12 protein-coding genes are annotated in these 12555 nt (G+C 65.4%); 7 read left to right on the top strand and 5 right to left on the bottom strand.

Going from position 1 to position 12555, the window contains the following annotated elements:
- Positions 1–1263: an RNA polymerase sigma factor gene (locus ABV606_RS11220; RefSeq protein WP_353988827.1), complete on the top strand. Its 1263-nt coding sequence runs from the start codon at positions 1–3 to the stop codon at positions 1261–1263.
- Positions 1264–1280: 17 nt separating this feature from the next.
- On the opposite strand, the gene ABV606_RS11215 is transcribed toward ABV606_RS11220, so the two are convergent.
- Together ABV606_RS11215 and trpD are read right to left on the bottom strand one after the other, a co-directional pair.
- Positions 1281–1601 carry a hypothetical protein gene (locus tag ABV606_RS11215; protein ID WP_353987781.1) on the bottom strand — a complete coding sequence of 107 codons (321 nt, stop codon included), beginning with the start codon at positions 1599–1601 and terminating at the stop codon, positions 1281–1283.
- A 554-nt stretch (positions 1602–2155) separates the two neighbouring features.
- The gene (gene trpD, locus ABV606_RS11210) at positions 2156–3208 is read right to left on the bottom strand and encodes an anthranilate phosphoribosyltransferase (RefSeq protein WP_353987780.1); all 1053 of its coding nucleotides are present in this window, start codon (positions 3206–3208) and stop codon (positions 2156–2158) included.
- Positions 3209–3356: 148 nt separating this feature from the next.
- On the opposite strand from trpD, the gene ctaE reads away from it, so the two are divergent.
- From ctaE to ABV606_RS11180, 6 genes are all read left to right on the top strand, one after another.
- Positions 3357–3995: an aa3-type cytochrome oxidase subunit III gene (gene ctaE / locus ABV606_RS11205; protein ID WP_281487967.1), complete on the top strand. Its 639-nt coding sequence runs from the start codon at positions 3357–3359 to the stop codon at positions 3993–3995.
- 38 nt (positions 3996–4033) lie between these two features.
- Positions 4034–4837: a cytochrome bc1 complex diheme cytochrome c subunit gene (qcrC, locus tag ABV606_RS11200; RefSeq protein ID WP_281487968.1), complete on the top strand. Its 804-nt coding sequence runs from the start codon at positions 4034–4036 to the stop codon at positions 4835–4837.
- Between the two features lie 45 nt (positions 4838–4882).
- A complete protein-coding gene (gene qcrA, locus ABV606_RS11195; RefSeq protein ID WP_281487969.1) occupies positions 4883–5956 on the top strand; it encodes a cytochrome bc1 complex Rieske iron-sulfur subunit in 1074 nt (357 codons plus the stop codon).
- Between the two features lie 41 nt (positions 5957–5997).
- Positions 5998–7566, top strand: coding sequence for a cytochrome bc1 complex cytochrome b subunit (gene qcrB / locus ABV606_RS11190; protein ID WP_281488136.1), 1569 nt, complete (start codon positions 5998–6000; stop codon positions 7564–7566).
- A 121-nt stretch (positions 7567–7687) separates the two neighbouring features.
- Positions 7688–8293, top strand: a complete 606-nt coding sequence (locus ABV606_RS11185; RefSeq protein ID WP_281487970.1) for a hypothetical protein — start codon at positions 7688–7690, stop codon at positions 8291–8293.
- A 332-nt stretch (positions 8294–8625) separates the two neighbouring features.
- On the top strand, positions 8626–9186 hold the full coding sequence (locus ABV606_RS11180) for a PKD domain-containing protein (protein WP_435415569.1): 561 nt from the start codon (positions 8626–8628) through the stop codon (positions 9184–9186).
- 311 nt (positions 9187–9497) lie between these two features.
- Here ABV606_RS11180 and ABV606_RS11175 read toward each other — a convergent pair whose 3' ends face one another.
- From ABV606_RS11175 to ctaC, 3 genes are read right to left on the bottom strand one after another with little or no spacing between them, the layout of a single operon-like run.
- On the bottom strand, positions 9498–9914 hold the full coding sequence (locus ABV606_RS11175) for a cytochrome c oxidase subunit 4 (protein WP_353987778.1): 417 nt from the start codon (positions 9912–9914) through the stop codon (positions 9498–9500).
- A gap of 3 nt (positions 9915–9917) precedes the next feature.
- Positions 9918–11615 carry an aa3-type cytochrome oxidase subunit I gene (ctaD, locus tag ABV606_RS11170; RefSeq protein ID WP_353987777.1) on the bottom strand — a complete coding sequence of 566 codons (1698 nt, stop codon included), beginning with the start codon at positions 11613–11615 and terminating at the stop codon, positions 9918–9920.
- A gap of 26 nt (positions 11616–11641) precedes the next feature.
- Positions 11642–12505, bottom strand: a complete 864-nt coding sequence (ctaC, locus tag ABV606_RS11165) for an aa3-type cytochrome oxidase subunit II (protein WP_281487974.1) — start codon at positions 12503–12505, stop codon at positions 11642–11644.
- Positions 12506–12555 lie beyond the last annotated feature (50 nt).

Below are 12555 nucleotides of genomic sequence, written 5' to 3'. Positions count from 1 at the left end.
ATGGATGACGGGGCCCTTCCACCCGCTCACCCTCCCGCATCGACGCGCTCGATCGACGCGATCTGGCGGATCGAAGGTGCGCGCATCGTCGCAGCGATAGCACGCGTCACCGGTGACCTGGCGCTCGCGGAAGATCTTGCGCAAGATGCCCTGATCGATGCCATGACGCAGTGGCCGAGCACGGGCGTGCCACGAAATCCCGCTGCGTGGTTGACCACAGTGGCGAAGCGCAAGGCGATCGACGCCTGGAGGCGGCAGGCGACGCTTGAGGGCAAGTACCGCACGATCGCCGCCGACCTCGAGACTCTGGATGACCGGGCATGGGAGCCGATCGAAGACGACGTGCTGCGCCTCATCTTCGTGGCCTGCCACCCGGTGCTGGCTCGACCCGCGCAAGTGGCACTGACGCTTCGCGTCGTCGGTGGACTCACCACCGACGAGATCGCCCGACTGCTCCTCGTTCAAACGAGCGCCGTGCAGCAGCGCATCGTGCGCGCGAAGAAGACGCTTGCGGCCGCTCGCATCCCGTTCGAGACACCAGAACCGGCCGATTGGCCGCCACGACTCCGCGCCGTGCTGGCCGTGATCTATCTGATCTTCACGGAGGGCTACGCCCCCACCAGCGGTGATCGATGGCTGCGGCCGGAACTCGCCTACGAGGCATTGCGGCTGGGGCGGATGCTGGCGAGTCTGGCTCCGCGCGAACCTGAGACCCACGCGCTGGTCGCGCTGATGGAGTTCCAGTCATCTCGGTTCGCTGCGCGAACGGCAGCGGACGGCTCGCCGGTGCTGCTGGCGGATCAGGATCGATCGAGGTGGGATCGGAGCGCCATCGCTCGAGGCAGCGCCGCTCTTGCGCGGTCGGATGCGCTGGGCCGGGGTCGCGGGTACTACGCATTGCAGGCCGCGATCGCCGAGTGCCACGCGACCGCAACGACCGTCGACACCACCGACTGGGAGCAGATCGTGCTGCTGTACGAGGCGCTCGCAGAACTCAGCCGGAGCCCGGTGGTCGAACTCAATCGGGCGGTCGCCGTCTCAATGGCTGGTGATTCCGCTCGGGCCCTGCAGATGGTCGACCGGCTCGCCTCAGGAAGTCCGCTGCCGGCATCCCATCTGCTCCCGAGCGTCCGTGGCGAGCTGCTCGCGCGACTCGGAAGGACGCGGGAAGCGCGTGCCGCGTTCCTGGCGGCCGCGTCGCTCACGGCGAACAGCAAGGAACGCGAGACGCTTCAGCGCAAGGCGGGGGCGCTCGACGAATAGGTGCGCCCTGGTCGAGCTCAATCGGCCTCGTCGCTCTTCGCTCGCTTCGGCATGCCGACCTCGTTCAACCGTTCCATCGACTCGTGCACGGGTTTGTGATCGACCGGACACAGCAACTTCGCGTTGCTGGTGGAGTGGTCGATGAAGTGCTCCGACATCGGGTGGTCGCACAGGGGGCACGTCGCGTTCCCCATCCGCTGCACGACATCGCTCTCCTGCGTGTCGTCGTAAGGTCCGAGAGGCGGTGGCCCGAACGCCTTCAACAGCTTCTCATTCAGCCAATCGGTCATCCGCACGAAGCCGTCGCCGGAATCTCGTTGGCTCGTCTTCTCGCTCATGGCGACAGCGTACGTCCGAACCTCGGCGCTGCCCACAGGGCACCGGGTGAAGGGAAACCGTCTCGTCGCCAACCACGGCGACAAGCGGCGGGTCGTCTGTGTCGCGCAGGTAGGACGCCCCGCACGAGGACGCCCCGCAGCCGGACTGCAGCCAAGCGCGACGCGCGATTGCAGCCACACTCAAGAGGACGAGCACCGCAGAGGATGAGCACCGCCCGGGCGGGACTGCGAAAAGCGGCTCATCGAGCGGAAAACCGATGGGGTTCCTCTGTCCATGTTCCCCGGCCGCGACTCAGCATCGAGGTGAGTCGTCGAGGCCTGCTCGGCCACATTGTGCTCGGACATGAGCATCGCATCGCGTCGATTCGCTTCCAGCGCCCGGACGGTGCCCAAACCTTGAATTGTTTGTACAGGCTAACCCGCATGGGCCAGAAATGGAACAGTCGGATGCTGAGCATCCGCCGCCCTTCGCCCGTGAGCGATTGGCGCCCTCACCAGGGAATATTCTTCAAGATCGACCTGGTCTGTGCTGCCCGGCGCGCGTGCGCCGCCGGTCAGCGCTGCGTTGCCGAAGCCCACTCCCGGAGCTTGGCCGTCGCAGCTCCGGAGTCGATCGTCGACGCGGCGTCGGCGATGCGCTCGGCGAAGCGTTCGCGGATCGGTCGCTGCGACTGTTCGTGATCGCGTGCGAGATCCCATGCGACGAGGCCTGCCGCAGCATTGAGCAGCACGATGTCGCGCACCGGACCCTGCTCCCCCGCCAGCGTGCGACGAGCCACTTCCGCGTTGTACTCCGGCGGGCCGCCGATCAGATCGCTCAGCTCCGCGCGCGGCATCCCGAAGTCGGCCGGGTCGATGTCATGCTCGGTGAGCATGCCGCGCGACACCTCGACCAGCTGGCTGTGCCCGGTCGTGGTGAGCTCGTCGAGACCGTCGTCGCCGCGGAACACAAGGGCCGTCGCGCCGCGCGTCTGGAAGACGCCCGCGATCAGCGGCAGCATCGCCGCCGAGGCGACGCCCACGGCTGAGGCCTCCGCTCTGGCCGGGTTCACAAGCGGCCCCAGATAGTTGAAGATCGTCGGGATGCCGAGTTCCTTGCGCACTGCGCCCGCGTGCTTGAAGCCAGGGTGGAAGAGCGCCGCGTACGCGAATGTGATGCCCGCCTCATCGAGGATCTCCGCTACCCGCTTCGGGTCGAGCGTGAGGTCGATTCCGAGCGCCGCCAGCACATCAGATGCGCCTGACGCCGAACTCGCCGCGCGGTTGCCGTGCTTGATCACTCGCGCGCCGGCTGCAGCGGCGACTACTGATGCCATCGTCGAAACGTTCACCGTGCCGTGACGGTCTCCCCCGGTGCCGACGATGTCGACCGCCATCGGATCGACCGCGAGCGGCAGCGCCGAGTGCATGATCGCGTCGCGGAACCCGACGAGTTCGTTGACCGTTTCGCCCTTGGCGCGCAGAGCGACCAGGAAGGCCGAGAGCTGCGCCTCCGACGCCTTTCCATCCATCACCTGCTGCATCGCCCAGGCGGACTCGCTGATGCTCAGGTCCTCCCCTTCGAGCAGCGTCGTGAGCAGGTCTGGCCAGGTGGGCGATGACGACATGCATCAACAATATGCCCGGACTCGCGTGCCTCTCACGCTTCCATGAGGCGCCTCGAACACCCCCTTCTTGGAGCGGGTGCGTGGCTGCATGCGGAAACATCAGGACTGGCCGCATCGCGGTTCAGCCCCTCCCCAGATTTCCGACATAATGGAGGACGTGACCAGCTCCTCTCTCTCCAGGCCGACGGGCGCGCCCTTGATCAACCGCCCAAACGTCGTCGCTGTGGGAACGATCGTCTGGCTGGGCAGCGAAGTCATGTTCTTCGCGGGCCTGTTCGCGATCTACTTCACACTCCGCGGCACCTCTCCTGAACTGTGGGCGGGTGAGACCTCCGTCCTCAACGTGCCGCTCGCGGCGACGATCACCGTCATCCTGGTGCTCTCGTCGGTGACCGCGCAGTTCGGCGTGTTCGCGGCGGAGCGCCACCAGGCACGCCGCACCGGCTGGAAGCCGAGCCAGTGGGGCATGATCGAGTGGTTCTGGCTGAGCTACATCCTCGGCGCCATCTTCGTGGTCGGTCAGTCGTACGAGTACGCGATCCTCGTCAGCGAGCACGTCAGCCTCAGCTCCAACGCCTACGGCTCCGCGTTCTACATCACCACCGGCTTCCACGGCCTGCACGTGATCGGCGGCCTCATCGCCATGCTGTTCACGATCGGGCGGGCATACGCGGCCAAGAACTTCGGCCGCAAGGAAGCCACCACCACCATCGTCGTGTCGTACTACTGGCACTTCGTCGACGTGGTGTGGATCGGCCTGTTCCTCATCATCTACTTCCTGAGATAAGCCAGTCGGCGCACCAAAGAGAAGACAGACACAGCATCATGGCGAAGATTTCACGTAAGCACCGGTCGACCGGCCGTCGCTCTCCCCTCGCGACCGTCGCGCTCCTGGCGATCGGCCTGCTCACGACGGGCGGCGCTTACGCGCTGGCCACCACGACGGCGACCGCCGAGAGCCAGGCCGCCGCAGCCAACGAGCAGCTCATCGAGGAGGGCAAGAAGCTGTTCGCGGCGAACTGCGCCTCCTGCCACGGGCTGAACCTCGAAGGATCGAAGGAAGGCCCGGCGCTGGTCGGCGTGGGTGCCCTGGCGGTCGACTTCCAGGTGGGAACTGGCCGGATGCCGATGGCATTCCAGGGCCCGCAGGCGGCCCGCAAGGCGCCGCAGTTCACGCAGGACCAGATCGACGCCATGGCCGCGTACGTCGCTTCGAGCGGCCCCGGCCCGGCACTCCCTGACGAGCGCTTCCTCGAGGCGACCGGCGATGCCGCGAAGGGCGCCGAGCTCTTCCGCATCAACTGCGCGATGTGCCACAACGTCGCCGGCGCCGGTGGCGCGCTCACCGAGGGCAAGTGGGCCCCGCAGCTCAAGGGGCTCGACGCGCGGTACATCTACGGCGCCATGGTCACCGGCCCGCAGGCCATGCCGGTCTTCAACGACCTGAACATCTCCCCCGAAGAGAAGCGCGACATCATCACGTACCTCGACTACGTGAGCGAGAACCCCTCTGTGGGCGGCTTCGACCTCGGCAGCCTCGGCCCGGTCTCGGAAGGCCTCTTCATCTGGATCTTCGGTCTGGGCGGCCTCGTCGCGATCACCGTGTGGCTGACCGCTCGGTCCAACTAGTCGCGCGCGATCTCGATCCGCGAACGTTCTTTGAAAGGGAAAAGCATGGCAGAGCACCACGACAGCGCGGCTGACGGGTCGGCTGTCGAGTTGAGCGAGCCACGAACGGTCACTTCCGGTACTGCTGTCATCTCGGCCGACCGGTTCGAGAACCCCGGCCTTCCGGTTGACCACCAGCGAGTCACCGATCTCGACCCGGCGCAGGAGCGCAAGGCGGAACGCCGCATCATCTGGCTGTTCTGGCTCTCGCTCATCGGCAGCGTCTTCGCTATCGCCGCATACTTCATCTGGCCCATCGAGCCGGGCAACATGACCTCCACCCGCATGAACAACCTCATGCTGGGCATCGGCATCACGCTCGGCCTGTTCGGCATCGGCCTCGGTGCTGTGAACTGGGCGAAGTCCCTCATGCACGGCCACGAGGAGGTCGAGCCCCGGCACGACACCCGCGGAACCGAGGCGACCCGCGCTCGCGCGGTGGAGATCTTCCAGCAGGCGAATGCCGAATCCGGCTTCACCCGCCGTCGACTCCTCCGCAACAGCCTCATCGGCGCGCTGGTCGTGGCCCCGCTCCCCGCTGTGGTGCTGTTCCGCGACCTCGCACCCGCCGACGAGCCCCACGAGCTGCTCCGCCACACCATGTGGGAGAAGGGCACGCGGCTCGCACTCGACCCGAGCGGCGCACCGATCAAGGCCTCCGACGTCACCGTCGGCTCGGTCTTCCACGTCATCCCCGAAAGCCTGGCGAAGCTCGGCCACGGAGATGGCTACCTCGAGGAGAAGGCCAAGGCTGTCGTCCTCATGATGCGTCTGCGTCCTGAGGAGCTCAACGAAGCCGAGGACCGCAAGGACTGGTCGTACGACGGCATCGTCGCGTACTCCAAGATCTGCACCCACGTCGGCTGCCCGGTGGCGCTGTACGAGCAGCAGACCCACCACCTGCTCTGCCCCTGCCACCAGTCGGAGTTCGACGTGGCGAACCACTGCGAAGTGATCTTCGGGCCGGCAGCACGTCCCCTCCCCCAACTTCCGATCACCGTGGACGCAGAAGGCTACCTGGTCGCGCAGAGCGACTTCCACGAGCCTGTCGGTCCGAGCTTCTGGGAGCGTGAGCGTTGAGCACTGCAACCACTGATACCGTGACCAAGCCTGGTCCCGGGATGCGCTTCACGAGCGCAGCCGCGAACTACATCGACGAGCGCACCAGCGCGTCGGGATTCGTGCGCGAGCTCGGTCGCAAGATCTTCCCCGACCACTGGTCGTTCATGCTCGGCGAGGTCGCGCTCTACAGCTTCGTCGCGATTCTGCTGAGCGGTACCTTCCTGACGTTCTTCTTCGATCCGTCGATGACCGCGACGCACTATCAGGGCTCGTACGTGCCGTTGAAGGGCGTCGAGATGTCGGTCGCGTACGCGTCGACCCTCGACATCAGCTTCGACATCCGCGGCGGTCTGCTCATGCGGCAGGTGCACCACTGGGCGGCGCTGCTGTTCGTGGCGTCGATCGGGCTGCACATGCTCCGCGTGTTCTTCACGGGTGCGTTCCGCAAGCCTCGCGAGATCAACTGGGTGATCGGCTTCGTGCTGTTCATCCTGGCGATGGCCGAGGGCTTCACCGGCTACTCGCTCCCTGACGACCTGCTCTCGGGCAACGGTCTGCGGATCATCGACGGAATGGTCAAGGGGATGCCGGTCATCGGCGTCTGGATCTCGTACCTGCTCTTCGGCGGCGAGTTCCCGGGCCACGACATCGTTCCGAGGCTCTACGTGCTGCACATCATGCTGCTGCCGGCGATCCTGATCGCGCTGATCGGCGTGCACATGCTGCTGCTGATCGTGAATAAGCACACGCAGTTCGCGGCGCCCGGTCGCACGAACCAGAACGTGGTCGGCTCGCCGATCCTCCCCGTGTTCGCGGCCAAGGCCGGTGGGTTCTTCTTCATCGTGTTCGGCGCCATCGTGCTGATCGCTTCGGTCTTCACGATCAACCCGATCTGGAACTACGGCCCGTACGACCCGTCGCCAGTGTCGGCGGGTACGCAGCCCGACTGGTACATCGGATTCGCCGATGGTGCCTTGCGTCTGGTGCCACCGCACTGGGAGTTCGTGTTCCTCGGCTACACCTGGTCGATGAACATCCTGATCCCGATCCTCGTGATCATGGTCTTCCTCGTGCTGGTCACCTTCTACCCCTTCATCGAGGCGTGGATCACCGGCGACAAGCGCGAGCACCACATGGCGGAGCGTCCCCGCAACGCTCCGACGCGTACCGCGATCGGTGCTGCCGGTGTGACGTTCTACGGCGTCATGTGGGCGGGCGCGAGCTCCGACCTGATGGCAACGCACTTCATGCTCACGATCGAGGGCGTGATCGTGGCGCTGCAGATCTCGCTCATCCTCGGGCCGATCGCGGCGTACATCATCACCAAGCGCGTCTGCCTGGCGCTGCAGAAGAAGGATCGCGAGATCGCTCTGCACGGGTTCGAGACCGGCCGCATCGTGCGTCTGCCCGGTGGCGAGTACATCGAGGTGCACGAGCCCCTCAACGAGTACGACCGCTGGCGCCTGGTCGCGCACGAGACGTACCGTCCGCTGATGATCCGCCCCAACGAGCGCGGCCGCATCACCGTCGGACAGCGCGTGCGTGCGGGCCTGTCGCGCTGGTTCTTCGAGGACCGCATCGAGCCGGTCACCCGGAGCGAGCTGGAGCGCGCACACCACCACGAGTGATGAAGCAACCGTGACCTCGGGTCACCACTGAGAACGCCCCCGCGGGATCCATTCCCCGGGGGCGTTCTCGTGCGTGTGGACAACTCCTGCACCCCGGATGCCGCTCCCCTACCGTGGCCGCATGCCCTTCGGTTCGCCCCGCTTCAAACCACCGAGATCACAGCGCGTGGACTCCACCGCACGTCAGAATGCCAGGGTCTCGGCGCTCCTTGGGATACTCGCCGTGCTCTTGAGCGCTTGCTCCCCCGCTCCAGCGCAGATCCGCGAAAGCAGCGAGGTGGCGGAGAGCGTATTCGTATCCGAGGCTGAGGCGTTTGCTGCGGCCGAGCGAGCCGCGGAGCGATATCTCCAAGTCACAACCGAAATCGCTTCCGAAGGCGGTCAGGATGCGATGCGCATGCGTGAGGTCGCAACGGCGGAGCACAGCGACCTTCTGCTTGGTACCTACGCTGACTTCGCAAGCAACGGTGTAGCCATGCAGGGAGCGCCGATATGGGCGTCAATGGCACTCCAGAGCTACTTCGAGTCCGATGGGCTAGCTCATGTGTCGATCTATGCGTGCCTCGACATTTCGGAGACGACGCTTACCAACGATGCCGGAGAGGATGTGACGCCCCTTGACCGCAGCGCCAAGACGCCTTACAGCCTCCAAATGGTGTCGACCGGCACGCCACCGCGGCTTCTCGTTGACGAGGCGGATCGTTGGCCTGGCACAGACTTCTGTTGATCACGCTGCTGCTATCGGCACCACTGTCATCAGCGTCACAAACTGCCGGCCAGTGCGCACCGGCGGCGGAAATACTCGGCTCCTGTAGCTCCCGAGCACTCGCAAATGGCGACCGTGTGGACGTTCGCATCTCCGCAGGCCAGTCTGGCAAGAGAAGCTCTCCAGGCCGCGCGGCCGCGCCGGCCGCGGGCGGCGCAGCCGAAGCACAGCAGACGCGACCGAGCTCGACAGGCACTGATGAAGCATCTTGGGCAACGCGACCCAGGCAGGCGCCGCCTCCGCCGCCTTGCCCGGTGTGGGCGAGGGCTGGGAGTCGAGTGCTCTGCGACTTGGTGTACAGCACGGCGCCGCCCCGTGCTGCGGCTCCCCCGAGCACCGGCGACGACAGAGGCGGCATCCCGGGGCGTCCGAGTGTGACGATCGAGGAGGTCGCGTCGTTCTTCGTGGAGCGTCCGAGGCAGTCGATGGAACCGGACGGATGGGCGATCGTCGGTCTCGACGCGAACTTCATCGCAGCGGCTTCGCGGCACACGCGCTCCGCGATGCTGCTCGGAGCGCCGGCCGAGGTGCGGTTCACACCCGTGCGTTACGACTGGAGCTACGGTGACGGTGCGACTCGCCAGGCGCACGGTCCAGGAGCCACGTGGACCACGCTGCAACTCAGCGAGTTCAGCCCAACCTCGACGAGTCACGCCTACGGCTCCCCAGGGACTTTCACGGTCGCGCTCACTGTCCGCTACAGCGCCGAGTACCGCTACGCCGGCGGCCCCTGGCAACCGGTTCCTGGAGAGCTGAGCGCTCCTGCGAACGACCTCGTCGTATCGGTTCTCAGTGCGCAGACAGTGCTGGTCGACGAGCACTGCGGCACGAATCCCACAGGACCCGGCTGCTGAGCCAACGCAACGTCGAGACTGACTCTCAGGCGCGCGCGTTCGCAGCACCGCCTTCCAGGCCATCTGAGCCGCGCGCGCCCGTTGCCCGCACGCGTCACGCTGTCTGGCCGCACCCGTCACGCTGTCTGGCCGCGGCCGGGTCGGTTCGCTTGCCGTCGCTCTGGCATTCGGTGCCGGTCGCCTGGACTGCAGCACTGCGCAAGGAACGCGCCACAGGCAACGCGACAGGACTCTTGGTTGGAAAGGCGAAGAGCGGGCGAGTCCCGAAGGATTCGCCCGCTCTTCAACGGTTTCGCGTCAGCGCACCAAGGTCAGTGCACGAAGTTGCCGCGGTAGTGCTCGTAGACCCACCCTGGCAGCGCCACGAGAACGATCGCCACGCCGATGGGCACGATCCACGAACCCACCGCAATGCCGAGCAGCACGGTCGCCGCACCGGCCGCGAGTGCCACCGGCCACCAGCTCCAAGGTGCGAAGTGGCCCATCTCGGGGTCACCGTCGTCGATGTTTGCGTCGTACCGGTCTTCGGGTAGCTCACCGCCCTGAGCCTTGTAGACCTTGCCCAGGTAGAAGGCGAGGAACGCGAACAGCACTGCCAGCAGATAGACCGCGACGACACCCACCCACTCGACGTACCCGTAGTACAGGTACGCCCACACGGTGTACAGCGTGGCGACGAGCAGGAAGAAGACGGCCAGCGTCCAGTAGATGACGACGTTGCTCTTCATGGATCAGCGGTCTTTCTCGTCGTTCGCACCGCGAGCCGGGGCACCGGCAGGTGCGAGTGCGGGCAGGTTGACCTCGGGGTGGTTCAGGTCGAACGCAGGCGACTCCGAACGGATGCGCGGGATCGACGTGAAGTTGTGGCGAGGCGGCGGGCACGAGGTCGCCCACTCGAGCGAGCGGCCGTAGCCCCACGGGTCGTTCACGGTCACCTTCGGCGCGTTGCGCGCCGTGATCCACACGTTCAGGAAGAACGGCACGAGCGAGACGGCGAGGATGCCGGCACCGATCGTCGACAGCTGGTTCATCCAGGTGATGCCGTCTTCGTGCAGGTAGGTCGCGTAACGACGCACACCGCCGACCACACCGATCCAGTGCTGGATCAGGAAGGTCGTGTGGAAGCCGATGAACAGCAGCCAGAAGTGGATCTTGCCGAGACGCTCGTTCAGCATCTTGCCGGTGAACTTCGGCCACCAGAAATAGAAGCCGGAGAACATCGCGAACACCACGGTGCCGAAGACCACGTAGTGGAAGTGCGCCACCACGAAGTACGTGTCGGAGACGTGGAAGTCCAGCGGCGGCGAAGCAAGGATGACACCGGTCAGACCACCGAAGGTGAAGGTGACCAGGAAGCCGATCGCCCACAGCATCGGAGTCTCGAACGTCAATGAGCCGCGCCACATCGTGCCGACCCAGTTGAAGATCTTCACACCCGTCGGTACGGCGATGAGCATCGTCATCAGCGCGAAGAAGGGCAGCAGCACCGAGCCGGTGACGTACATGTGGTGGGCCCACACGGTCACGGACAGGGCCGCAATCGCAATGGTCGCGTAGACGAGCGTCTTGTATCCGAAGATCGGTTTGCGGCTGAACACGGGGAAGACCTCGGAGACGATGCCGAAGAACGGCAACGCGATGACGTACACCTCTGGGTGTCCGAAGAACCAGAAGAGGTGCTGCCAGAGCAGCGCTCCACCGTTCGCCGGGTTGTAGACCTGCCCATCGAACACGCGGTCGATCGCGAGGCCGGCCAACGCTGCGGCCAGCACGGGGAACGCCATCAGGATGAGGATCGAGGTGATCAGGGTGTTCCACGAGAAGATCGGCATCCGCCACATCGTCATGCCAGGAACGCGCATGGTGATGATCGTGGTGATGAAGTTCACGGCACCGAGGATCGTGCCGAAACCGCTCATGAAGAGGCCGAGCACCCACAGGTTCCCACCGAGGCCCGGCGAGAAGGTGGCGTTCGACAGCGGCGTGTAGGCGAACCAGCCGAACGACGCCGCGCCCTGAGGCGTGAGGAACCCGGCGACCGCCAGCAGCGAGCCGAAGTTGAACAGCCAGAACGCGAACGCGTTCAGACGGGGGAAGGCGACGTCCGGCGCACCGATCTGCAGCGGCATGATCACGTTGGCGAAGCCGGCGAAGAGCGGCGTCGCGAACATGAGCAGCATGATCGTGCCGTGCATGGTGAACAGCTGGTTGTACTGCTCCTTGGTGGCCACGATCTCGAGGCCCGGCGCGAAGAGCTGCGCACGGATCACGAGCGCCATCACACCTGCGAGGCAGAAGTAGATGAACGACGTGATCAGGTACATGTACCCGATGGTCTTGTGGTCAGTGGAGGTCGTCCACTTGACCAGGATGTTGCCCTTGCGCTCCATGCGCGGCGTCATGCCGCTCACGGTCGGGGCATTCGTCATGGTTGTGCTCATAGTCCTATCCCGCCCTACTCGCCGCCACGCAAGTTCTCGTTGCCGGGCTGGTTCTGGTTGGTGTCGTATTCGGCACCGACCTGACCCACATTGCCCTCGGCGCGCAGTGAATCGATGTAAGCCTCGTACTCGTCCTGCTCGACGACCTTGACGTTGAAGAGCATGAGCGAGTGGTACTCGCCGCAGAGCTCCGCGCACTTGCCGGCGAACGTGCCGGTCTCGAGGGGCTCGAAGTACATGTAGTTGGTCTTGCCCGGGAGCATGTCCTTCTTGTAGAGGAAGTCCACGATCCAGAAGGAGTGGGCGACATCACGCGACTCGATCTTGATCTCTACCTTCTGGTTCACCGGAAGGTAGAGCGTCGGAAGCGTCTCGGGGTCGATCGTGTTGTCGTCGCGCGTCTCGCGGGCCTGCACGCCCTGGTAGTAGACGTCGTCTGTCACGTAGTTGAAGTCCCAGGCCCAGCGCTTGCCGAAGACCTCGATCTGCACGTCGGGCTCGGCGATGGGGGCCTCGATGGCCTCCTGGTCGCGCGCCGTGAAGGCGAAGAAGCCGATGACCAGGATGAAGGGGACGATCGTGTAGAAGACCTCGATCGGCAGGTTGTAGCGCAACTGCACGGGCAGACCGGTCTGGCCCTTGCGCCGGCGGTACACGACGCCTGCCCAGAGGATGAGCGCCCACGTGATGAGGCCGACGAGCGTGAGCACCGTCCACGAGGTGACCCACAGGCCGGCGATGCGCCCGGCGTGATCGGTGGTCTCGGTCGAGCCCGGCAAGAAGCCGTTCAGCTGCGCCTGCGTGCATCCGGCGAGAACGATCGAGATCCCAAGTCCGATCGGGATCGCAGCCCATCGGTAACGGCGATTAGAGCGCAACGTCAACCCCTCAGAAAGTGCTGTGAATAAGTGCGACGTACTTCAGTCTA

Origin of the sequence: Ruicaihuangia caeni (genome assembly GCF_040536845.1) — a bacterium.
GTDB lineage: Bacteria > Actinomycetota > Actinomycetes > Actinomycetales > Microbacteriaceae > Ruicaihuangia > Ruicaihuangia caeni.
Note: the sequence above shows the minus strand (reverse complement) of the source record. Positions and strands in the feature narration are given on the sequence as shown.